Genomic DNA, 21687 nt, shown 5'->3' with positions numbered 1-21687 from the left:
GCCAGCGATGAGGCCGTGTCAGCCAACGTCAATGTTGACTGACATGCCGCCATCGCTGGCAAGCCAGCTCCCACAGGGTTTTGTAGTGTTGGGGAGATTGCGGTCAGAAACCTTGCGGGGTCGAGCGGGCGACGATAGCTTCGACGTCCAGCCCACGCGGCAAGGCGCCGTACACGCGGCCACCACCGCTCAATCGGCTGGCAATGAATGCGTCACTGACCGCCGAGTTACCGGCCTCAAGCAACAGCTTGGCCTGCAAACCGAGCGCGATGTCTTCGGTCAGTTGCCGCGCCCGGTACTGAATATCACTGGTGTCCTTGAACTGCGCCTGCAATTGCTGAATATGCGCGGCCAGCCGTTTGTCACCATGTCCATCACCGAGTTCGCTGAACAACACATCCAGCACACCCGGCTCTTTCGACAACGCGCGCAGCACGTCGAGGCACTGCACATTCCCCGAACCTTCCCACGTCGAATTCACCGGCGCCTCGCGGTACAGGCGCGGCAGGATACTGTCCTCGACATACCCGGCGCCGCCCATGCACTCGGCCGCTTCATTGATCATCCCCGGCGCACGTTTGCAGATCCAATACTTGCCCACCGCTGTCACCAGCCGCGCGAATTGCGCTTCGTGGCGATCATTCAGATGATCCAGCGCCTTGCCCATGCGTAAACTCAGGGCCAGCGCGGCTTCGCTTTCCAGGGCCAGATCTGCCAGTACGTTCTGCATCAATGGCTGTTCGCTGAGCAGTTTGCCGCCGACCTTGCGGTGCGCGCAGTGGTGGCTGGCCTGGGTCAGCGCCTGGCGCATCAGCGCGCTGGAACCGACCATGCAATCAAATCGGGTCATGGCGACCATTTCGATGATGGTCGGCACACCGCGCCCTTCCTCGCCAACCATCCACGCCAGCGCGCCACGGAACTCCACTTCGCTGGAGGCGTTGGACTGGTTACCGAGTTTGTTTTTCAGACGCTGGATGTAGAACTGATTACGCGTGTCATCCGGGCGATGGCGTGGCAGCAGGAAGCAGGTCAAACCCTTGTCGGTCTGCGCCAGCGTCAGGAAGGCATCGCACATCGGCGCCGAGCAGAACCACTTGTGCCCGACCAGTTCATAGGCCTCGCCCGGGCCACTGGCGCCGACCGGGTAAGCCTTGGTGGTGTTGGCGCGCACGTCGGTGCCGCCCTGTTTCTCGGTCATGGCCATGCCGATGGTCACGCCGGCCTTGTGCGCCATACCGACGTTGCGCGGATCGTATTCCGTGGCGAGGACTTTCGGCAGCCATTGTTCTGCCAGATTCGGCTGCAAACGCAGGGCCGGCACGCTGGCGAAGGTCATGGTCAACGGGCAGCCGCTGCCCGCCTCTGCCTGGCTGTGCAGATAGCTCATGGACGCGCGGGCGACGTGAGCACCGTCCTGCGGATGAGTCCATGGCAGCGAGGTCAGACCATGTTCAATCGCGGTGCGCATCAGTTGGTGATAAGCCGGATGAAATTCCACCAGATCAATGCGATGGCCGTAGCGATCATGGCTGGCAAACACCGGTTTGTTCTGGTTGGCGAGGAACCCGGCTTCCATCAGCGGGCCACCGGCGAGCGCGCCGTAGGCATCGATCCGCGACTCCGCCCACCCGGCACCAAAGCGCCGCGACCACTCCTGCAATGGCAGGTCGATGCGATACAGATTGGTGCCGTCCAGCGACGGCGGCTGGTTGGTGACTTCGTGGGTTTCGGCGAACTGATGCAGGTTCATGACGGGGCTCCTTGGTCATCCAGAAGGTCAGTTAAGCACCGCCCCAAGATCGATCAAAGTGTCATATCCGCCGATTTTGCGGCGCTTTTACCCTGTCAGCAACACAGCACCCGGCGCTCCAGCGCGGACTGCAACTCTTCGAATTTCACCGGTTTGTTCAAGTAATCGATGGGCGCGCCAGGCGTGCAAAGTTCCCGCTCGACGGTCAGCGCCAGCATAAACACCGGCAGATTCGCGCAGCCCGGCAATGCATGAATCTGGCAGCACAACGCTGCGCCCTCCTGAGCAGGTAGCTGGCAATCGATGAGCACTGCATCGAAGGCCTCACGCTGCAAGCAATCCAGCGCCGCCGCGCCGTTATCGGCGGTACGCACGCGGAAGCCGAGCTTGAGCAACATGCCGCGCATCACCAGTTGGTTGACGCTGTTGTCGTCCACCAGCAACACCGTGCAGTCCTGCGGTGCGCGCACAAAATGGCGCGAAGGCGCCGGGATCGACGCCGGTTCAATTACCGGTAGTTCGAACTCGACATCCAGCTGGAAGCGGCTGCCACGCCCGGGTTCCGAGCGGTGCGTGAGCTTGCCGTCGAGCAGCTCGACCAACTGTCGGCAGATCGCCAGGCCGACGCCCAATCCGCCATATTCGCGGGTCATCGAGCCGTCGAGCTGGAAGAAGCGCTGATACATCGTCGCCTCGCCCAGATCGGTGAAACCGATGCCGGTGTCGATCACCGCAAACGACAGGGCCAAACGATTGCCCGTCGACGGTTTGCCGGTAACCCGCAGTGCCAGACCACCAACGCGGGTGAACTTGATCGCGTTATCCAGCAGGCATTCCAGGCATTGCGCGAGTTTGGCGCTGTCGCCATACAAGCGATCCGGCAAGGTCGGCAGTACTTCAACCTTGAAATCCAGCGACTTGCTCGCCGCGTTGCCGTCGAACTGCACGCGCAATGCTTCGACCACCGCACGCAGGCTGAAACTGCCCGGCGCAGCCTTGAGTTTGCCGGCCTGCAATTCGGTGAGGGTGAGGATGCCGTTGACCATGCGCATCATGTCCCGCGCGGAACCGGCGGCGGTTTGCTGATATTGCTCAAGCTCCGGATCCAGATCGACGGTCTGCATCAGTTCCAGCGAACCGATCACACCGTTCATCGGCGTGCGCAGTTCATGCGTCAGGGTCGCGAGGAATTCATCCTTGAGCTTGTTGCTGTGGGCCAGTTGCTGGTTGAGCACTTCGAGTTTCTGCCCGGCGTCGTACAACGTCTGCGCCTGTTGCTCACGCATCGCGTTGATGCGGTCGGCCAGCGCCAGCGACAGCAGCGCCACTTCGATGGCCGAACCGATCTGGCTGGCGTACATGGTCAGGAACACGTTCGGCAGCAGGCCGAGCACCATCAGGGTGTTGACGATGCCGCCAAGCAGGAACGCCGACCAGGCAATGATGAAGTAACGTGCCACCCGCAAGCCGCGCCACCAGGCCAGAATCCCGGCGGCGAAAATCACGACCGTAAAGGTCAGCGCCAGTATCGTCGCCAGACGCAGCGACAACGCGTAACTGGTCATCAGCGACAAACCAACCACCAGCGCGCCGAACGCGATCAGCGCAATCAGCAAGCGATCGAGCCAACGGCTGTGGTTTTTGGTCTGCAGGAAGCTGCGGGCGAACTGACTGCCGAACAGCCCCGCACAGCCGATGAAGAATGGCGTCGCGGCGTTGGCCCACCATGGGTTGTCAGGCCAGAAGTACTCGACTGCAGCACCGTTCACCGACAGTTGATAGAGGCCGAACGAGGCAATATAGAAGATGTAATAGAGATAGCTGGTGTCGCGCACGCTGAGGAAGATGAACAGGTTGTAAACCAGCATCCCCAACAGCACGCCATAAATGATGCCCAGCACATACAGGCGCACCGGTTGGTCTTCGAGGTACGCAGTACTCGACCATAACGTCACCGGTGCCTGAATCGAGCCTTCGCTGGCCAGTCGCAGGTACACGGTTTGCTGTTGATTCGGCGTGAATGAAAGGTCGAACAAATAGTTGTTCTGGCGGATCTCGCGACTGGCGAACGGCAGGGCGTCGCCGGTTTGCCGGACGAGGCGGTAGTCGCCACTGGCGTCAGGCATGTAGAGGTCGAGATGGTCGAGCGGTGGATACGCCAGTTCCAGCAGCCAGGTGCGTTGGGCGGCGGGATTGCTCGGACGGTAATGCAGGTCGATCTTCAGCCAGAACGCCGAGCGCGAGTATCCGGCATTGAGCGTGGCTTTATCGTGAGGTTTGAAATTACCGGCGGCAGCCTGCGCACGAACATCGGCAATGCTCGCCTGACCACTGGGGTCTTCGAACACTTGCAGTGATCGGCCCAGAGGGAGGCTCTGGGTAAATTCGTCGAATTCGACGGCGCTCGCCATAAAGGGCAAGCAGAACAGCAACATCAGCAAATAGCGCATTGAAGCCCCAGCGTGGCTCGTCCGGTTGTGTCAGGAAGCCCCCCATTCCCTTTGAGTAGACGTAAAACCGGTATTACCTGTTATTGGTTTGGATCCAGACTAGCATAGCCGTTGATGGCCATTGAGCACCATTGAAATTTTTCCTACAAAGGCTCTAGAACGGGCGTTACAGAGCAAAGCGGCGAGCTAGAGCTGTTGGATCGGTCAGGTAGACAAAAAGATCGCAGACTGCGGCAGCTCCTACACTTGAATGCGCTCCCTAGTAGGAGCTGCCACAGGCTGCGATCTTTTGATCTTGCTGTTCCACCCACACCCGAAAATCAGCTTTGGTGGTAAGCTCGCGCACCATGAATATCTACAGCTCCCGCCCCGTTGTCCTCTGTCTCTCCGGCCACGACCCCAGTGGTGGCGCCGGCTTGCAGGCAGATATCGAAGCCCTGCTCGCGCAGGGTTGCCATGCGGCTCCGGCCGTCACCGCCCTGACCGTGCAAGACACCGTCAACGTCACTGACTTCCGCGTCCTCGACCGTGAGTGGGTACTGGCTCAAGCCAATGCCGTGCTCAACGACTCCGAAGTCGCGGCGGTCAAACTGGGCATGCTCGGTTCGCTGGAAATGGTCGACACTGTTGTCGAACTGCTTTCAGCGCACCCGCATTTGCCAGTGGTTTGCGACCCGGTGCTGCGCGCCGGTGGCGGCGGTCGCTTGGGCAAGGACGAGGTCGGTTATGCGATGCGCGAGCGTCTGCTGCCGCTGTCGATCATTGCCACCCCCAACCTTCCCGAAGCGCGCATCCTCGCCGAACTGCCCGAAGGCACTGCGGACGAGTGCGCAGAAAAACTCCTGCCGTTCGTCAAAAACCTGCTGATCACCGGCGGCCACGGCGACGAAACTGAAATCCATAACCGCGTGTACAGCCGCGACGGTCTGCGCGAAACCTTTATCTGCCAGCGTCTGCCGGGCAGTTATCACGGTTCCGGTTGTACCTTGGCCAGCGCATTGGCCGGTCGTCTGGCGCAGGGCGAACACCTCGCCAGCGCCGTGCGCAGTGCATTGGATTACACCTGGCGCACCCTGCGCGATGCCGAACAACTGGGCAAAGGCCAGTTCGTCCCGCGTCGCCTGCCGCTGGATTTCTGCTCGTAACGTCGTGAGGTCTGCCCGATGAAACTACGTGGCCTGTATGCCATCACCGACAGCCAACTGCTGGCGGGCAAGTTTCTGTCTTACGTGGAGGCGGCGCTGGAAGGCGGCGTCACCCTGCTGCAATACCGCGACAAGAGCAGCGACGAGGCCCGCCGCTTGCGCGAGGCCGAGGCACTGCGCGATTTGTGCGAGCGCTATAAGACGCAGCTGATCATCAACGATGACGCTGAACTGGCCGCACGCCTCAACGTCGGCGTGCACTTGGGTCAGACCGACGGTCCACTGTCGCCGACCCGCGCCCTGCTCGGTTCGAAAGCGATCATCGGTTCGACCTGCCACGCGCAAATCGCGCTGGCCGAACAAGCGGCCAAAGAAGGCGCGAGTTACGTCGCCTTCGGCCGCTTCTTCAACTCCAACACCAAGCCCGGCGCGCCGACCTGCAGCCTCGAACTGCTCGACGAAGCCAAGCGCACACTGCACCTGCCGGTCTGCGCGATTGGCGGCATCACCCTCGACAACGCCGCGCCGCTGGTGGCCCATGGAGTCGACTTGCTGGCCGTGGTTCACGGTCTGTTTGGTGCCGAAAGCACCGCCGAAGTGACCCGCCGCGCCCGCGCGTTCAATGAATTACTGAAAGTCTGATTTGAGAGCCCGATCATGTCTCGTTCCGAAACGCTGTTTGCCAATGCCCAGAAACACATTCCCGGAGGCGTGAACTCGCCGGTTCGCGCGTTCAAAAGCGTGGGCGGCACCCCGCTGTTCTTCAAACACGCCGAAGGCGCTTACGTGACCGACGAAGACGACAAGCGTTATGTCGATTACGTCGGCTCGTGGGGTCCGATGATCCTCGGCCACAGCCACCCGGACGTGCTCGACGCGGTGCGCAATCAGCTGCAACACGGCTTGTCGTATGGCGCGCCGACGGCGATGGAAACCGAGATGGCCGACCTGGTCTGCTCGCTGGTGCCCTCGATGGACATGGTGCGCATGGTCAGCTCCGGCACCGAAGCGACCATGAGCGCGATCCGTCTGGCCCGTGGTTACACCGGCCGCGACAGCATCATCAAGTTCGAAGGCTGCTACCACGGTCACTCCGACAGCCTGCTGGTCAAGGCCGGCTCCGGCGCACTGACCCAGGGCGTGCCGAGCTCCGCCGGCGTACCGGCAGCATTCGCCAAACACACCCTGACCCTGCCGTTCAACGACATCGACGCGGTTGAAAAGATGCTCGCTGAAGTTGGCAAGGACGTGGCGTGCATCATCGTTGAACCGGTGGCCGGCAACATGAACTGCGTGCCGCCAGCGCCAGGTTTCCTCGAAGGTCTGCGTTCACTGTGCGACAAGCATGGCGTAGTGCTGATTTTCGACGAAGTGATGACCGGTTTCCGCGTTGCCCTCGGCGGTGCCCAGGCGTACTACGGGGTCAATCCTGACTTGACCACTTTCGGCAAGATCATCGGCGGCGGCATGCCGGTCGGCTGCTTCGGCGGCAAGCGTGAAATCATGGAACGCATCGCGCCGTTGGGTCCGGTGTATCAGGCCGGTACGCTGTCGGGTAACCCGCTGGCCATGGCCGCCGGTTTGACCACGCTGCGTTTGATCAGTCGTCCAGGCTTTCACGCCGAGTTGACCGACTACACCACGCGTCTGCTCGACGGTCTGCAACAACGCGCCGATGCCGCGGGCATTCCGTTCGTGACCACTCAGGCCGGCGGCATGTTCGGTCTGTACTTCAGCGGCGCCGATGACATCGTCACCTTTGAAGACGTGATGGCCAGCGACGCTGCCCTGTTCGGTCGCTTCTTCCACCTGATGCTGGAAGGTGGCGTTTACCTGGCACCGAGCGCCTTCGAAGCCGGTTTCACCTCGATCGCCCACGGTGAAGCCGAGTTGCAACTGACGCTGGACGCTGCCGAGCGCGCCTTCGCCGCACTGAAATAATCGCACTGCCGCTGACGTTGGCTATCGCCAGCGTCAGCATTCACCTACATCCGCGCTGTTTTTCCGATGCTCCTGCTAAAAATCTCCCCTAAAGTGGGCGATATATTCCCCGTGCAGCAGAAAAACGAGTAAAGACTTTGTAAGGTTGGCCCTGCTTATTTCATAATGCGCGCTTATTGGATCCCTCGATGGGTCCGCGTGCCCTTCAGAGGTAAGTCGATTCCCATGAACCGCACCGGCCGCACCCTTGCCTTGGGCTGCCTGTTGCTCCTTCAGCCCCTGCTCGCGCATGCACAAGCAGGCGGCAACTCGTTGTTGATCCCGGCGATGGGTCGTTGCACCCTCAATACTCAGCCGCAAGACGTCACGCAGGCACTGGCCGCCTGCCAGAAAGCGGCGGACGAAGGGGATGCGCAAGCGCAATACGAGTTGGGTGAGTTCTACTACGACGGCAAGAATGCGCCGCGCGACCTCAATCAAGCCCTGAGCTACTTCGAAAAGGCCTCGCTGCAAGGCCACGCTCAGGCACAGTTCAAACTCGGCACGATGTTCTTCCACGGTGAAGGCGTGCAGGCCAACAACATTCAGGCGTATATCGTGCTGAAGATGGCGGCGGTCAACGGCGCTGAAGATGCGCTGGACACGGCCGACGAAGTCTCCGAAAAAATGTCCCGCGAAGACCTTGAGACTGCCACTCAGGTGCTTGGGCAAATTTTCCGTAAATACCTGATGGAACTGCAGAGCGCCGATGGGCGTACGCCGTTCTCGCCTCTTCCCTGACCGCCGATAGTTCCCACGCTCTGCGTGGGAACTCATCCCGTGACGCTCCACGTCACCGACGCAGAGCGTCGAAGGCGGCATTCCCACGCAGAGCGTGGGAACGATCAAAAATCCAGATCCGGTTTTACTTCTCAGGCATCGGCATCGGGAACGGCATCACGTTGCCGACCGCGCCACGTGCTTCGCTGATTTTCGGGGTACCCAGACGCTCAACCTCGTCGATGCGCACAATCGAATGCATCGGCACAAAGCTGCGCACCACGCCTTCGAACTGCGCCTTGAGCTTTTCTTCGCTCGGATCGACGACCACTTGCGTGCGCTCGCCAAAGACGAACTCTTCCACTTCCAGAAAACCCCACAGATCACTTTGATAGATCTGCTTGGCGTACATTTCGAACACCTGGCCCTGGTTGAGGAAAATCACCTTATAGATTGGAGCTTCGCGTTTGGTCATGGCGGGGGGATAACATCGGGGATAAAAATGAGGGCGCAAACTATAGCATAGCCTCCGGACGCACAGCGGTAGGAACCTGCGGGCTTGTTCCCTATAATGCCGGGTTCTTTGAATCACGTGACGACACTAATCCATGGCCAAGAAGCTTTACATCGAAACCCACGGTTGCCAGATGAACGAGTACGACAGCTCGCGCATGGTCGATCTGCTGGGTGAACATCAGGCCCTGGAAGTCACCGCTCGCGCGGAGGACGCCGACGTGATTCTGCTCAACACCTGCTCGATCCGCGAGCGCGCCCAGGATCGCGTGTATTCGCAGCTCGGCCGCTGGCGCGAACTGAAACTGGCCAACCCGGAGATGGTGATCGCCGTTGGCGGTTGCGTGGCCAGTCAGGAAGGCGCAGCGATTCGTGATCGCGCCCCATACGTCGATGTCGTGTTCGGCCCGCAGACGCTGCACCGCCTGCCGGAAATGATCGACGCCGCGCGCATCACCAAGCTGCCGCAAGTCGACGTGTCGTTCCCGGAAATCGAAAAATTCGACCACTTGCCCGAGCCGCGTATCGATGGCCCGAGCGCTTATGTGTCGGTGATGGAAGGCTGCAGCAAGTACTGCACGTTCTGCGTGGTGCCTTATACCCGCGGCGAAGAAGTCAGCCGGCCGTTCGATGACGTGATCGCCGAAGTCATCCACCTCGCCGAAAACGGTGTGCGTGAAGTGACGCTGCTCGGGCAGAACGTCAACGGCTATCGCGGCACCACCCATGACGGGCGCCTGGCGGATCTCGCTGAGCTGATTCGCGTTGTCGCCGCCATCGACGGCATCGACCGCATCCGCTACACCACTTCGCACCCGCTGGAATTCTCCGACAGCCTGATTCAGGCCCACGCTGACGTGCCGGAACTGGTGAAACACCTGCATTTGCCGGTGCAATCGGGCTCCGACCGGATTCTCGCGGCAATGAAGCGCAACCACACCGCGCTTGAGTACAAATCCAAGCTGCGCAAACTGCGCGCCGCTGTGCCGGGAATCTGCATCAGCTCGGACTTCATCGTCGGTTTCCCCGGCGAGACCGAGAAAGATTTCGAACAGACCATGAAGCTGATTGCCGACGTCGGTTTCGACTTCTCTTATTCCTTCGTTTATAGCCAGCGCCCGGGCACGCCGGCGGCCGATCTGGCCGACGAGACCCCGGAAGAGCTGAAGAAGGAACGCCTGAACGCGCTGCAACATCGCCTGAATCAGCAAGGCTTCGAGATCAGCCGACAAATGGTCGGTTCGATCCAGCGCATTCTGGTCACCGATTACTCGAAGAAAGACCCGGGCGAGTTGCAGGGGCGTACCGAGAATAATCGTATCGTCAACTTCCGCTGCGACAATCCAACCCTGATCGGTCAGTTCGCCGACGTGCACATCGACGCGGCACAGCCGCACTCGCTGCGCGGCTCGCTGATCCAATAAATGCAAAAGATCGCAGCCTTCGGCAGCTCCTACATGGATTACATTCCCCTGTAGGAGCTGCCGAAGGCTGCGATCTTGACGGTGTCGACGCCGAGAATATTTAAGAGCTTTCGCACCCAGGCCTCTGGCGTTATCCTTGATTTCATCTTAATTGCCCCAGGGCGGCTAAATACGACCTTGAACGCTCCCATAGAACCACATCGTTTTATCCTCGAGCCCTTTGAGGCTCGCCGCTTCGCCAATCTGTGCGGGCAATTCGACGAGCATTTGCGCTTGATCGAACAGCGCCTGACCATCGAGATCCGCAACCGCGGAAACCAGTTCGAGCTGATCGGCGACCCCAAACACACCACGTCTGCGGAAAATCTGATTCGTCGCCTGTACCGGGAAACCAAAGGTTCAGAGCTGTCGCCAGATACGGTTCACCTGTTCCTGCAGGAATCAGCCGTGGTCGAGTTGGACAATCACGCCCCCGCCGAAGCCTCCGTCGCCCTGCGCACCAAGAAAGGCATGATTCGCCCGCGCGGCTTGAATCAGTTGCGCTACGTGAAGGAAATTCTCGGTAACGACATCAACTTCGGCATCGGCCCCGCCGGTACCGGCAAGACCTATCTGGCCGTGGCGTGCGCTGTCGATGCCCTGGAGCGCGAGCAGATCCGCCGCATCCTGCTGGTGCGTCCGGCGGTTGAAGCGGGTGAAAAACTCGGCTTCCTGCCCGGCGACCTGTCGCAGAAGATCGACCCGTACCTGCGCCCGCTCTACGACGCGCTCTACGAGATGCTCGGCTTCGAATACGTGGCCAAGCTGATCGAACGTCAGGTCATCGAAGTGGCGCCACTGGCCTATATGCGCGGCCGCACGCTGAACAACAGCTTCATCATTCTCGACGAAAGCCAGAACACCACCGTCGAACAGATGAAGATGTTCCTGACCCGAATCGGCTTCGGCTCTACAGCAGTCATCACCGGTGACATCACCCAGGTCGACCTGCCGAAAGGCACCAAGTCGGGCCTGCACCACGTGATTGAAGTGCTCAAAGACGTTCCGGGCATCAGCTTCACGCACTTCCAGCCTAAAGACGTCGTGCGCCATCCTTTGGTCCAGCGGATCGTCGAAGCCTACGAGCGCTTCGAAAACCGTGATGACGCCCCCAAGGACACTTCGCGAAATGCTTGAGCTAGACCTGCAAATCGCGACTGAAGCGAGCGCGCCGAGTGAAGCCGACTTCCGCCTATGGTGCGAACTGGCCCTGCGCCAGCGCACCGCCGACTCGGAAATGACCATTCGTCTGGTCGACGAGGAAGAAGGTCGCGAGCTCAATCACACCTGGCGTCACAAGGATTACGCGACCAACGTCCTGTCGTTCCCGGCGGAAGTACCCGACGAGTTTCTCGATATCCCGTTGCTCGGCGATCTGGTGATCTGCGTGGCCGTGGTCGAGCGTGAAGCCGCCGAACAAGGCAAGGAACTAAAGGCCCACTGGGCACATCTGGTCATTCACGGCTGCTTGCATCTACTCGGTTACGACCATATAGATGACGAGGAAGCCGAAGAAATGGAAGCACTGGAACGCGAGTTGCTTGCCGAATTGGGCTATCCCGATCCGTACGCGGACGACGAACCCGAAACATCCCCTATCGTTACAACAAAGGATTCAGAGTAATCGCTATGAGCGAAGATCGATCGAGCAACGGGCAGAAGTCGTGGCTGGGCAAACTGACCCAGGCTTTTGCCCACGAGCCGAAGAACCGTCAGGAGCTGCTTGAGCTACTGCGTGATGCACATCAGAACAAACTGCTGGACAGCGAAGCGCTGGCCATCGTCGAAGGTGCCATTCAGGTGGCTGACCTGCAAGTACGCGACATCATGGTGCCGCGCTCGCAGATGATCAGCATCAAGGCGACCCAGACACCGCGTGAATTTCTCCCGGCCGTGGTCGACTCGGCCCACTCGCGCTATCCGGTCATTGGTGAAAGCCATGACGACGTGATGGGCGTGCTGCTGGCCAAGGATCTGCTGCCGCTGATCCTCAAGGAGAACGGCGACAGCTTCAACATCAAGGATCTGCTGCGCCCGGCCACCTTCGTGCCGGAATCCAAGCGTCTGAACGTGTTGCTGCGAGAATTCCGCGCCAACCACAATCATATGGCCATCGTCATCGACGAATACGGTGGTGTGGCCGGCCTGGTAACGATTGAAGACGTGCTGGAACAGATCGTTGGCGACATCGAAGACGAGCACGACGTCGAAGAAGACAGCTATATCAAGCCGCTGCCCAGCGGTGACTTCCTGATCAAGGCCCTGACCCCGATCGAGAACTTCAACGAGTTCTTCGACAGCGAGTTCTCCGATGACGAATTCGACACCGTCGGCGGTCTGGTGATGAGCGCGTTCGGGCACTTGCCAAAACGCAACGAAATCACTGAAATCGGCGCCTATCGTTTCCGCATCCTGAACGCCGACAGCCGTCGGATTCATTTGCTGCGACTGACGCCAATTGCTCGTTAATCCTAAGGACTGAAATGCGCTGGACAACCCGCCCCGGCTGGCCCGGTAACCTGCTGGCCGTGGCGGCCGGTGCAATCACCACCTTCGCTCTGGCACCTTTCAACATCTGGCCGCTGGCTTTGCTGGCGGTCGGCTTGTTCTATGCCGGTTTGCGCGAGCTGAGCCCGCGTCAGGCGCTGGGCCGAGGCTGGTGTTTCGGTTTCGGCCTGTTCGGCGCCGGTACCAGCTGGATCTATTACAGCATTCATCATTTCGGCGGCGCTTCGGTGCTGCTGGCCGGGTTCCTGATGCTGCTGTTTACGGCGGCGATTGCCTGGTTCTTCGCCCTGCCCGCCTGGTTATGGGCGCGCTGGTTGCGCCGTAACGAGGCGCCGGTGGCCGATGCCTTGGCATTTGCTGCATTGTGGGTCGGCCAGGAAGCATTTCGTGGTTGGTTCCTCACCGGTTTCCCGTGGCTGTACTCAGGTTACAGCCAGCTCGACGGCCCATTGTCCGGACTCGCGCCAGTCGGTGGCATGTGGCTGGTGTCGTTCGTACTGGCGTTGACTGCGGCGCTGATTTACAACGCGCCGCGTCTGTTGCAAACCGGCCGCAAAGGTTTTGTCGTTGCCGGTCTGGTGCTGCTGGTTGGCCCTTGGGTGGCCGGCATTGCGCTCAAGGGCCATGCCTGGACAAGTCCGTCCGGCGCGCCGCTGAGTGTTGCCGCGATTCAAGGCAACGTCGCACAAAGCATGAAATGGGACCCGGCCGAGCTCAACGCGCAGCTGGCCCTGTACCGCGATTTGAGTTTCCGTTCGAAACCGGTGGACCTGCTGATCTGGCCGGAAACCGCCGTGCCCGTGCTCAAGGAGTCCGCCGAGGGCTACCTGAACATGATGGGCACCTTCGCCGCCGAGCGTAAATCGGCGCTGATCACCGGCGTACCGATTCGCGAAACCGTTCGTCATGAAAAACGCTTCTTCAACGGTATTACCGTGGTCGGCGAAGGCGACGGTACTTATCTGAAACAGAAACTGGTGCCCTTCGGCGAATACGTGCCACTGCAGGATGTATTGCGCGGGCTGATCGCCTTCTTCGACCTGCCAATGTCCGACTTTGCCCGTGGCCCGGCGGATCAGGCACTGTTGCAGGCCAAGGGTTATCAGATCGCACCGTTTATCTGCTACGAAGTGGTGTATCCGGAGTTTGCCGCCAGCCTGTCGGCGCGCAGTGATCTGCTGCTGACGATCAGTAACGACACTTGGTTCGGCACCTCGATTGGCCCGCTGCAACATCTGCAGATGGCGCAGATGCGCGCACTTGAGGCCGGGCGCTGGATGATCCGCGCGACCAACAACGGCGTGACCGGGTTGATCAATCCGTTCGGTCAGATCACCGAGCAGATTCCGCAGTTTGAACAGGGCATTCTGTACGGCGAAGTGGTGCCGATGCATAACCTGACGCCGTACCTGCAATGGCGTTCGTGGCCATTGATCATCCTGTGCATGCTGTTGTTTGGCTGGGCACTGATGGCCAGCCGGATGTCGAAAACCCTTTAAAGCAAAAGATCGCAGCCTGCGGCAGCTCCTATAGGGAAAACGCAAATCCCAATGTAGGAGCTGCCGCAGGCTGCGATCTTTTGATCTTCAGCGATAAAACAACGAATACCCCACCTGCCCCACCGCTTCATTCAACAGTTGCCCGCTCTGCCAGATCGACTTGAACTCCGGAAGCCAGCCACCAAACGGTCTTGCGTTATCAGTGCCCAAAAAGCCCACCGGCGCCGGCACCACTTCAAATCCTGCCTGTTCAAAACTCCAGACTGATCGCGGCATGTGCCAAGCCTGCGTCACCACAACCACGCGCTTGATCCCCTGCGGCAATAGAATGTCAGCGCTGAACTTGGCGTTTTCCCACGTTGTACGACTCTCGCCTTCCTGCCAACGCACCATCACGCCAAAATCGTCGCGCAATGAATCCGACATCAGTTTCGCCTCGGTCGGCGGTGTACCGTAATGCAAGCCACCCGTGGTCAGAATCGGCAAACCGGACGCTTTCGCCAGCCGCGCCGCGTAACGTTGACGCTCAAGCCCCACGCCGGTCGGCTGATCCTCACCCCAGGCCAGATCGCCGCGCTCGCGCCCGGAGCCCAGCACCACAATCGCGTCCGCGCGCTGCGCCAGCGTCGCCCATTCTTCACGTGCCAGCGGCGGCTCGCGCTCCAGCGCTTTGGCGCCCCATTGCACGACGACAGGCAGGCTCATGAGCCACAACCCGCCAAAACCAAGGGCAAAACACACGCCAGCCAGTCGCGGCCGTGAGCGGCGTAACCACCACGCAGCCAGCAACTGCAGCAAAAGAATGCCGGGCGGCAATAAAAGTTGTTTGATGAAATAACGAAAGGGCATCGAGCATCTCCAGAGATGCCCGAAGCCTAAGAGTGTTAATAAAGCGTTACAACCAATAGGTGGGATCCTGTTGAAAAAGATCCGGTTCTTGACCTGCCATGCGCTTACTTGGCCTGCAAAGCACGTACTTTGACGGTGTCTCTGCCGGGCGCCTTGTCCTTGAGCCAGATGACCTTGGCCGAATGTGCTGCATCGAGCTGCTTCACTGCTTGTGACAGGCATCCATGCGATTCACGTTCACTGCGATCCAGATAGGCCTTGACCAGTTTGAACTCGGCGGGGCTCAAGCCACGCAATTCCAGTTCCAGGGGGCGCTCGTCGCGCAGCCGGTCAGCGGTTTTTACAGCGTCCAGGGCCATCCCCAGACGATCGATCAACCTTTCGTACAACTCGGGTTTCGTCACGTTTTTTTGCCGTTGCTCCACCATCCCTCACCTCATTGAAGATAAGACTCACTCCCCAGTTAGAGCTTAGCTTCGCTGCACAAACCGGCTGCACGCCGCGACCAACGGCCCTCGCCAAGGATTGACCGGGCCAAACTGCTGTAATCAGGGTTTCCCTAGGCCAAGCGCGGTCATGTATGCTACGGCGCTTCCTGTAATTCCACTTCCAGCTCGTCCGGGCCAACCCCGGAACCTGCGTTGAAGAGGATTAGGCCACCCCTATCCAGTACAAAAGTAGCCATGCACGAACAATATCAGCCCCGTGAAATCGAAGCCGCCGCCCAGTCGTTCTGGGACGAGCAAAAGTCCTTTGAAGTCAGTGAACAGCCAGGCAAGGAAACTTACTACTGCCTGTCGATGTTCCCTTACCCCAGCGGCAAGCTGCACATGGGGCACGTGCGCAACTACACCATCGGCGACGTGATCTCCCGCTACCAGCGCATGCTTGGCAAAAACGTTCTGCAACCAATGGGTTGGGACGCGTTCGGCATGCCGGCGGAAAACGCCGCGATGAAGAACAACGTCGCCCCGGCCAAGTGGACCTACGAAAACATCGCCTACATGAAAACCCAGCTGCGCAGCCTGGGTCTGGCGGTCGACTGGTCGCGCGAAGTCACCACTTGCAAACCGGATTACTACCGCTGGGAACAATGGCTGTTCACTCGCCTGTTCGAAAAAGGCGTGATCTACCGTAAAAACGGCACCGTGAACTGGGACCCGATCGACCAGACCGTTCTGGCCAACGAGCAGGTAATCGACGGTCGCGGCTGGCGTTCCGGCGCGCTGATCGAAAAGCGCGAAATCCCGATGTACTACTTCAAGATCACCGCTTACGCGGATGAGCTGCTGGAGAGCCTCGACGAACTGACTGGCTGGCCTGAACAGGTCAAGACCATGCAGCGCAACTGGATCGGCAAATCCCGTGGCATGGAAGTGCAGTTCCCGTACAACGTCGACTCGATCGGCGAAGCCGGCACCCTCAAAGTCTTCACCACCCGTCCGGACACCCTGATGGGCGCGACCTATGTCGCCGTGGCTGCCGAGCACCCACTGGCCACCCTGGCCGCGAAAAACAACTCCGAGCTGCAAGCGTTCATCGCTGAATGCAAGGGCGGCAGCGTGGCTGAAGCCGACGTCGCCACTCAAGAGAAAAAAGGCCTGCCGACCGGCCTGTTCGTCGAGCACCCACTGACCGGTGAAAAACTCCCGGTGTGGGTCGCCAACTATGTGCTGATGCACTACGGCGACGGCGCTGTAATGGCCGTGCCGGCGCACGACGAGCGCGATTTCGAATTCGCTCACAAGTACGATCTGCCGGTTAAATCGGTCGTACGTACCAGCTCCGGCGACAGCAACCCGGCCCCGTGGCAAGACGCCTACGGCGAGCACGGCACGCTGATCAACTCCGGTGAGTTCGACGGTCTCGACTTCGCGGGCGCGTTCGACGCCATGGAAGTCGCCCTGATCAAGAAAGAACTGGGCGCCTCGCGCACCCAGTTCCGCCTGCGCGACTGGGGCATCAGCCGTCAGCGCTACTGGGGCTGCCCGATCCCGATCATCCACTGCGATGCCTGCGGTGACGTGCCGGTGCCGGAAGATCAACTGCCTGTCGTCCTGCCGGAAGACGTGGTGCCGGACGGCGCCGGTTCGCCGCTGGCACGCATGCCTGAGTTTTACGAGTGCAGTTGCCCGAAATGCGGCCAGCCTGCCAAGCGCGAAACCGACACCATGGACACCTTCGTCGAGTCGTCGTGGTACTACGCCCGTTACGCCTCGCCGCACTTTGAAGGCGGCCTGGTGGAAAAATCCGCAGCCGATCACTGGCTGCCGGTCGATCAGTACATCGGCGGTATCGAACACGCGATTCTGCACCTGCTCTACGCGCGCTTCTTCCACAAACTGATGCGTGACGAAGGTCTGGTCAGCTCCAACGAGCCGTTCAAGAACCTGCTGACCCAAGGCATGGTGATCGCCGAAACCTACTACCGTCGCGAAGCCAATGGTGCTTACACCTGGTTCAACCCGGCGGACGTAGAACTCGAGCGCGACAGCAAAGCCAAGGTCATCAGCGCCAAACTGAAATCCGACGGTCTGCCGGTGGAAATCGGTGGCACCGAGAAAATGGCCAAGTCAAAAAACAACGGCGTCGACCCACAGTCGATGATCGATCAGTTCGGCGCCGATACCTGCCGCCTGTTCATGATGTTCGCGTCGCCGCCAGACATGAGCGCCGAGTGGTCCGATTCCGGCGTTGAAGGCTCGCACCGCTTCCTCAAGCGCGTCTGGCGTCTGGCGCAAGCCCACGTGACACAGGGCTTGCCGGGCAAACTGGACATCGCCAGCCTGAACGACGAACAAAAAGCCGTTCGCCGCGCGATCCATCTGGCCATCAAGCAGGCCAGCCACGACGTCGGCCAGAACCACAAATTCAACACCGCCATCGCTCAGGTGATGACGCTGATGAACGTGCTGGAAAAAGCCGCACAAGGCACCGAGCAGGATCGCGCGCTGATTCACGAAGGCCTGGAAGCCGTGACGCTGTTGCTCGCACCGATCACGCCGCACATCAGCCACAACCTGTGGAATCAACTGGGTCACGCCGACGCAGTGATCGACGCCGGTTGGCCAGCAGTGGACGAAAGCGCCTTGGTGCAAGACAGCCTGACCCTGGTTATCCAGGTCAACGGCAAGCTGCGTGGCCAGATCGACATGCCAGCCAGCGCAACCCGTGAAGAAGTGGAAGCGGCAGCACGCGCCAACGAAAACGTACTGCGTTTCGTCGACGGTCTGACCATTCGTAAAGTGATCGTAGTGCCCGGGAAACTGGTCAATATCGTCGCCAGCTAATTGGATCGGGCGTCAGGTTCGCCTGACGCCAAGTAAAACCTTTCGGGCCGCACCGTCGGCCCACGTGGTTTCAAGGGGAGCAACACAATGATCAAACGCAATCTGCTGGTGATGGGCCTCGCCGTTCTCTTGAGCGCCTGCGGTTTCCAGCTGCGCGGCACCGGCACCAACGAGCTGTCAATCAAGGAACTTGATCTGAGCGCCCGCAACGCCTACGGCGAGACGGTCACGCAACTGCGTCAGGTGCTGGAGTCGAGCGGCGTCAAGGTTTACAGCGGCGCTCCGTACAAGCTGTTCCTGGCTGACGAGCAGGAAAGCCAGCGCATCCTCAGCTACGCCGGTGCCGGCCGTACGGGCGAATATCAGGTCAATACAGTCCTGAACTACGAGATCCGTGGTGACAAGAACCTGCAACTGCTGAGCGACAAGCTGGAAGTGCAGAAAGTGTTCATTCACGACGGTAACAACCTCGTGGGCTCCGATCAGGAAGCCAACGACGCCCGCCGCGAAACCCGCCGCGAACTGGTTCAGCGCATGATGCTGCGTCTGCAGCAACTGACGCCGGGCCAACTGCAACAACTGCAGCAAGCGGCCAATGATCGCGCCAAGGCAGAAGCCGATGCACTGCAAGCGGCGCAAAAGGCTGAAGCGGAAACCCCGCGTCAGTCGCCGCTCGAAATACCGCAGCAGTAAGACGTTCGGGGCGCTCAGGCGCCCCGTTCGACCTTTCTTATGAAGCTCGCTCCCGCCCAACTCGGTAAACACCTGCAAGGTGCTCTCGGCCCCGTCTACATCATCAGCGGCGATGACCCGCTGTTGTGTCAGGAAGCCGCCGACGCCATCCGCAGTGCTGCGCGCCAGCAAGGTTTCGACGAACGCCAGGTCTTTGCCGCCGACGCCAATTTCGATTGGGGCACGTTGTTGCAGGCCGGCGCCAGCATGTCGTTGTTCGCAGAAAAGCGTCTGCTGGAACTGCGCCTGCCTTCGGGCAAGCCTGGTGACAAGGGCGCTGCCGCACTCATCGAATATTGCTCGCGTCCGGCTGAAGACACTGTGCTGCTGATCAGCTTGCCCAAACTCGATGGCAGCGCGCAGAAGACCAAGTGGGGCAAGGCGCTGGTTGAAGGCCAACAGACCCAGTTCATTCAGATCTGGCCGGTGGATGCCAATCAGCTGCCGAACTGGATTCGTCAGCGCTTGTCTCAGGCCGGATTGTCGGCCAGCCAGGACGCGGTCGAATTGATTGCTGCACGTGTCGAGGGCAACTTGCTCGCTGCCGCGCAGGAAATCGAAAAGCTCAAGTTGATGGCCGAGGGTGGCCAGATCACAGTCGAAACCGTGCAGGCCGCTGTGGCGGACAGTGCACGTTTTGACGTGTTCGGTTTGACCGACGCCGTGCTCAACGGCGAGCCGGCCCATGCCTTGCGCATGCTGGAAGGCTTGCGTGGCGAGGGTGTCGAGCCACCGGTGATTCTCTGGGCACTGGCGCGGGAGTTGCGTCTGCTGGCCAATATCTCGTTGCAGTACAGCCAGGGCACGCCGCTGGACAAGTGCTTCAGTCAGGCGAAACCGCCGGTCTGGGACAAGCGCAAACCGTTGATGAGCAAAGCCCTGCAACGCTACTCGGCACAACGCTGGGCGCAGTTGTTGCTTGAGGCTCAGCGTATTGACGCGCAGATCAAGGGCCAGGCTGCCGGGTCGCCGTGGATGAGCTTGAGTCGTCTGGCTCTATTGATGGCTGGCCAGCGACTTTCACTGCCTGCCGAATAAGATCAAAAGATCGCAACCTTCGGCAGCTCCTACACCAATCCCTGTAGGAGCTGCGGCACGCTGCAATCTTTTGATCTTGTTTCCTACAATGCACGCCTGCATTTGCACTATAGACAGATGCCCAACATCGGCAGATTATTTCCCCCGCAAAACCCACTCACTCGAGAGAACCCTCATGAGCAAAAAGCCATCGAAACATGGCCCCAACAAGGCCAAATCCATTGTCGCCCAACCCCTGTTCCGCAGCCGCCAGGAACGACCAATCAAGGGTAAAGGCAGCTACCGCCGCGAAGCCTTCCAGTCTGACAGCTGGGAGGCTTCTTACTTTCTGGCCGCTTAAAGCGCAGTACCCCCCGGTCATGTTAAGGTCTGCACCTGATTCGTTTTCCTGGAACTGTGCATGCCCCTAAGTCTTTCCCGTCGTTGGCCTGTTCGCCAACTGATCGCTGCCTCCAGCTTCATTCTGCTTGTCGCTTGTGCGGAAAAACCGACCGCAGCCGATGCGCAACCTCTTCAAGCCGCTCCTGTCGCCACGGCCCCAGCGATCATCCCGCCGGTAGTGCCGTCCGCCGACCCTCTCGATCTGCAGCCAACGCAGACCTTTGCCGAATGGCAGGCGAGCTTTCGCAAAGATGCCCTGGCCGCCGGGATTCGTGCCGAGCTGTTTGATCAGGCGTTTGCCAATGTCAGCTTCGACGCCAGTGTGATTCGTGCCGATCGCAGTCAGCCGGAGTTCTCCCGCCCGGTGTGGGAATACCTCGACGGCGCCCTGTCGCCACTGCGTGTGCGTAAAGGCCAGGCACTGATCAGTCAGTACGCCGATATTCTGCAAAGCATCGAACAGCGATATGGCGTCGACCGCCAGGCACTAGTGTCGGTGTGGGGCATGGAAAGCAACTTCGGCCAGTTTCAGGGCAGCAAGTCGGTGATCAACTCGCTGGCCACCCTCGCCTACGAAGGCCGCCGCCCGGGCTTTGCTCATGCACAGCTGATCGCCGCCCTGCAGATCCTGCAACAAGGCGATATCACGCCGGAGAAGATGCTCGGTTCCTGGGCTGGCGCGATGGGGCAGACCCAGTTCATTCCGACCACCTACAACACTCATGCCGTGGACTTCGACGGTGACGGTCGCCGCGATATCTGGGGCAGCCCTGCTGACGCACTGGCATCGACCGCGCACTACCTGCAAAGCTCCGGCTGGCAGCGTGGTCAGCCGTGGGGGTTTGAAGTGCAGTTGCCGAGCAGCTTCAACTACACACTGGCTGATGGTGCGATTCGCAAGAGCGTCGCCGAATGGCGTCAGTTGGGCGTGACTCTGCCGAATGGCGGTCAGGTGCCAGCAGGCTCTGAACAGCTTTCTGCCGCACTGCTGCTGCCGGCTGGTTATCGTGGGCCGGCGTTCCTGATCCTCGACAACTTCCGCGCGATCCTCAAGTACAACAACTCCTCGTCGTACGCGCTGGCAGTGAGCCTGTTGTCCGAGCGTTTCAGCGGTGGCGGTTTGATCAACGGCAGTTGGCCGAAAGATGACCTGCCGCTGAGCCGCACCGAGCGTATGGAATTGCAGACATTGCTGAGCGCTCGCAATTACGATGCCGGCACAGCGGACGGGATCATCGGCGCCAATACGCGCAAAGCGATTCGCAGTGCCCAGCAGTCGTTTGGCTGGCCGGCGGATGGGTATCCGACGCACAAGTTGCTGGAAAGCCTGCGCAACCAATAAAGTAAAAATCAAAAGATCGCAGCC

The 21687-nt window shown here is 60.1% G+C and carries 19 protein-coding genes; 14 read left to right on the top strand and 5 right to left on the bottom strand.

Annotated features, from left to right (window positions below; genetic code table 11):
- Nucleotides 1–103 precede the first annotated feature (103 nt).
- Nucleotides 104–1753 (bottom strand): acyl-CoA dehydrogenase family protein, encoded by a 1650-nt coding sequence (locus tag PMI23_RS13830; RefSeq protein ID WP_007909652.1) that lies wholly within the window; start codon nucleotides 1751–1753, stop codon nucleotides 104–106.
- A gap of 95 nt (nucleotides 1754–1848) precedes the next feature.
- The gene (locus tag PMI23_RS13825) at nucleotides 1849–4203 is read right to left on the bottom strand and encodes a hybrid sensor histidine kinase/response regulator (RefSeq protein WP_007909651.1); all 2355 of its coding nucleotides are present in this window, start codon (nucleotides 4201–4203) and stop codon (nucleotides 1849–1851) included.
- A gap of 347 nt (nucleotides 4204–4550) precedes the next feature.
- On the opposite strand from PMI23_RS13825, the gene PMI23_RS13820 reads away from it, so the two are divergent.
- From PMI23_RS13820 to PMI23_RS13805, 4 genes are all read left to right on the top strand, one after another.
- Nucleotides 4551–5348 (top strand): hydroxymethylpyrimidine/phosphomethylpyrimidine kinase, encoded by a 798-nt coding sequence (locus PMI23_RS13820; RefSeq protein ID WP_007909650.1) that lies wholly within the window; start codon nucleotides 4551–4553, stop codon nucleotides 5346–5348.
- Between the two features lie 18 nt (nucleotides 5349–5366).
- The gene (thiE, locus tag PMI23_RS13815; RefSeq protein WP_007909649.1) at nucleotides 5367–5990 is read left to right on the top strand and encodes a thiamine phosphate synthase; all 624 of its coding nucleotides are present in this window, start codon (nucleotides 5367–5369) and stop codon (nucleotides 5988–5990) included.
- Nucleotides 5991–6005: 15 nt separating this feature from the next.
- Nucleotides 6006–7289, top strand: coding sequence for a glutamate-1-semialdehyde 2,1-aminomutase (gene hemL, locus PMI23_RS13810; protein ID WP_007909648.1), 1284 nt, complete (start codon nucleotides 6006–6008; stop codon nucleotides 7287–7289).
- A gap of 225 nt (nucleotides 7290–7514) precedes the next feature.
- A complete protein-coding gene (locus tag PMI23_RS13805) occupies nucleotides 7515–8069 on the top strand; it encodes a tetratricopeptide repeat protein (RefSeq protein ID WP_003228518.1) in 555 nt (184 codons plus the stop codon).
- A gap of 124 nt (nucleotides 8070–8193) precedes the next feature.
- Here PMI23_RS13805 and PMI23_RS13800 read toward each other — a convergent pair whose 3' ends face one another.
- Nucleotides 8194–8523: a DUF1820 family protein gene (locus PMI23_RS13800; protein ID WP_003185742.1), complete on the bottom strand. Its 330-nt coding sequence runs from the start codon at nucleotides 8521–8523 to the stop codon at nucleotides 8194–8196.
- 133 nt (nucleotides 8524–8656) lie between these two features.
- On the opposite strand from PMI23_RS13800, the gene miaB reads away from it, so the two are divergent.
- From miaB to lnt, 5 genes are all read left to right on the top strand, one after another.
- A complete protein-coding gene (gene miaB / locus PMI23_RS13795) occupies nucleotides 8657–9985 on the top strand; it encodes a tRNA (N6-isopentenyl adenosine(37)-C2)-methylthiotransferase MiaB (RefSeq protein WP_007909647.1) in 1329 nt (442 codons plus the stop codon).
- Between the two features lie 177 nt (nucleotides 9986–10162).
- The gene (locus PMI23_RS13790; protein ID WP_042704951.1) at nucleotides 10163–11161 is read left to right on the top strand and encodes a PhoH family protein; all 999 of its coding nucleotides are present in this window, start codon (nucleotides 10163–10165) and stop codon (nucleotides 11159–11161) included.
- Entirely contained in the window at nucleotides 11154–11648 is a 495-nt protein-coding gene (gene ybeY, locus PMI23_RS13785; RefSeq protein WP_007909643.1) for an rRNA maturation RNase YbeY, read from the top strand. The genes PMI23_RS13790 and ybeY overlap by 8 nt, the downstream gene beginning before the upstream one ends.
- Before the next feature lie 5 nt (nucleotides 11649–11653).
- Nucleotides 11654–12493 (top strand): HlyC/CorC family transporter, encoded by an 840-nt coding sequence (locus tag PMI23_RS13780; RefSeq protein ID WP_007909641.1) that lies wholly within the window; start codon nucleotides 11654–11656, stop codon nucleotides 12491–12493.
- A 14-nt stretch (nucleotides 12494–12507) separates the two neighbouring features.
- Nucleotides 12508–14031 (top strand): apolipoprotein N-acyltransferase, encoded by a 1524-nt coding sequence (gene lnt, locus PMI23_RS13775; RefSeq protein WP_007909640.1) that lies wholly within the window; start codon nucleotides 12508–12510, stop codon nucleotides 14029–14031.
- An 87-nt stretch (nucleotides 14032–14118) separates the two neighbouring features.
- Here lnt and PMI23_RS13770 read toward each other — a convergent pair whose 3' ends face one another.
- Together PMI23_RS13770 and PMI23_RS13765 are read right to left on the bottom strand one after the other, a co-directional pair.
- Nucleotides 14119–14880: a YdcF family protein gene (locus tag PMI23_RS13770; protein ID WP_007909635.1), complete on the bottom strand. Its 762-nt coding sequence runs from the start codon at nucleotides 14878–14880 to the stop codon at nucleotides 14119–14121.
- A 104-nt stretch (nucleotides 14881–14984) separates the two neighbouring features.
- The gene (locus PMI23_RS13765) at nucleotides 14985–15308 is read right to left on the bottom strand and encodes a hypothetical protein (protein ID WP_007909621.1); all 324 of its coding nucleotides are present in this window, start codon (nucleotides 15306–15308) and stop codon (nucleotides 14985–14987) included.
- Nucleotides 15309–15563: 255 nt separating this feature from the next.
- Between PMI23_RS13765 and leuS the strand changes: the two genes are divergently transcribed.
- The 5 genes from leuS (at nucleotide 15564) to PMI23_RS13740 (ending at nucleotide 21663) form a co-directional block, all read left to right on the top strand.
- Nucleotides 15564–18170 (top strand): leucine--tRNA ligase, encoded by a 2607-nt coding sequence (leuS, locus tag PMI23_RS13760; protein ID WP_007949886.1) that lies wholly within the window; start codon nucleotides 15564–15566, stop codon nucleotides 18168–18170.
- An 87-nt stretch (nucleotides 18171–18257) separates the two neighbouring features.
- Nucleotides 18258–18863 (top strand): LPS-assembly lipoprotein LptE, encoded by a 606-nt coding sequence (locus PMI23_RS13755; protein WP_007909616.1) that lies wholly within the window; start codon nucleotides 18258–18260, stop codon nucleotides 18861–18863.
- A 39-nt stretch (nucleotides 18864–18902) separates the two neighbouring features.
- On the top strand, nucleotides 18903–19940 hold the full coding sequence (holA, locus tag PMI23_RS13750) for a DNA polymerase III subunit delta (RefSeq protein WP_007909614.1): 1038 nt from the start codon (nucleotides 18903–18905) through the stop codon (nucleotides 19938–19940).
- A gap of 175 nt (nucleotides 19941–20115) precedes the next feature.
- Entirely contained in the window at nucleotides 20116–20280 is a 165-nt protein-coding gene (gene arfA / locus PMI23_RS13745; RefSeq protein WP_007909612.1) for an alternative ribosome rescue factor ArfA, read from the top strand.
- A 60-nt stretch (nucleotides 20281–20340) separates the two neighbouring features.
- The gene (locus tag PMI23_RS13740) at nucleotides 20341–21663 is read left to right on the top strand and encodes a lytic murein transglycosylase (protein ID WP_007909611.1); all 1323 of its coding nucleotides are present in this window, start codon (nucleotides 20341–20343) and stop codon (nucleotides 21661–21663) included.
- Nucleotides 21664–21687 lie beyond the last annotated feature (24 nt).

Source organism: Pseudomonas sp. GM24, assembly GCF_000282235.1.
In the GTDB taxonomy this organism is placed as follows: domain Bacteria; phylum Pseudomonadota; class Gammaproteobacteria; order Pseudomonadales; family Pseudomonadaceae; genus Aquipseudomonas.
The sequence above is the reverse complement of the archived record's forward strand: the minus strand, read 5'-3'. Positions and strand labels throughout refer to the sequence as shown.

Excerpts from the sequence above, each read along its gene's own strand:
- PMI23_RS13830 (WP_007909652.1), bottom strand. The coding sequence starts at position 1,753 with ATGAACCTGCATCAGTTCGCCGAAACCCACGAAGTCACCAACCAGCCG.
- PMI23_RS13825 (WP_007909651.1), bottom strand. The coding sequence starts at position 4,203 with ATGCGCTATTTGCTGATGTTGCTGTTCTGCTTGCCCTTTATGGCGAGC.
- PMI23_RS13820 (WP_007909650.1), top strand. The coding sequence starts at position 4,551 with ATGAATATCTACAGCTCCCGCCCCGTTGTCCTCTGTCTCTCCGGCCAC.
- thiE (WP_007909649.1), top strand. The coding sequence starts at position 5,367 with ATGAAACTACGTGGCCTGTATGCCATCACCGACAGCCAACTGCTGGCG.
- hemL (WP_007909648.1), top strand. The coding sequence starts at position 6,006 with ATGTCTCGTTCCGAAACGCTGTTTGCCAATGCCCAGAAACACATTCCC.
- PMI23_RS13805 (WP_003228518.1), top strand. The coding sequence starts at position 7,515 with ATGAACCGCACCGGCCGCACCCTTGCCTTGGGCTGCCTGTTGCTCCTT.
- PMI23_RS13800 (WP_003185742.1), bottom strand. The coding sequence starts at position 8,523 with ATGACCAAACGCGAAGCTCCAATCTATAAGGTGATTTTCCTCAACCAG.
- miaB (WP_007909647.1), top strand. The coding sequence starts at position 8,657 with ATGGCCAAGAAGCTTTACATCGAAACCCACGGTTGCCAGATGAACGAG.
- ybeY (WP_007909643.1), top strand. The coding sequence starts at position 11,154 with ATGCTTGAGCTAGACCTGCAAATCGCGACTGAAGCGAGCGCGCCGAGT.
- PMI23_RS13780 (WP_007909641.1), top strand. The coding sequence starts at position 11,654 with ATGAGCGAAGATCGATCGAGCAACGGGCAGAAGTCGTGGCTGGGCAAA.
- lnt (WP_007909640.1), top strand. The coding sequence starts at position 12,508 with ATGCGCTGGACAACCCGCCCCGGCTGGCCCGGTAACCTGCTGGCCGTG.
- PMI23_RS13770 (WP_007909635.1), bottom strand. The coding sequence starts at position 14,880 with ATGCCCTTTCGTTATTTCATCAAACAACTTTTATTGCCGCCCGGCATT.
- PMI23_RS13765 (WP_007909621.1), bottom strand. The coding sequence starts at position 15,308 with ATGGTGGAGCAACGGCAAAAAAACGTGACGAAACCCGAGTTGTACGAA.
- leuS (WP_007949886.1), top strand. The coding sequence starts at position 15,564 with ATGCACGAACAATATCAGCCCCGTGAAATCGAAGCCGCCGCCCAGTCG.
- PMI23_RS13755 (WP_007909616.1), top strand. The coding sequence starts at position 18,258 with ATGATCAAACGCAATCTGCTGGTGATGGGCCTCGCCGTTCTCTTGAGC.
- holA (WP_007909614.1), top strand. The coding sequence starts at position 18,903 with ATGAAGCTCGCTCCCGCCCAACTCGGTAAACACCTGCAAGGTGCTCTC.
- arfA (WP_007909612.1), top strand. The coding sequence starts at position 20,116 with ATGAGCAAAAAGCCATCGAAACATGGCCCCAACAAGGCCAAATCCATT.
- PMI23_RS13740 (WP_007909611.1), top strand. The coding sequence starts at position 20,341 with ATGCCCCTAAGTCTTTCCCGTCGTTGGCCTGTTCGCCAACTGATCGCT.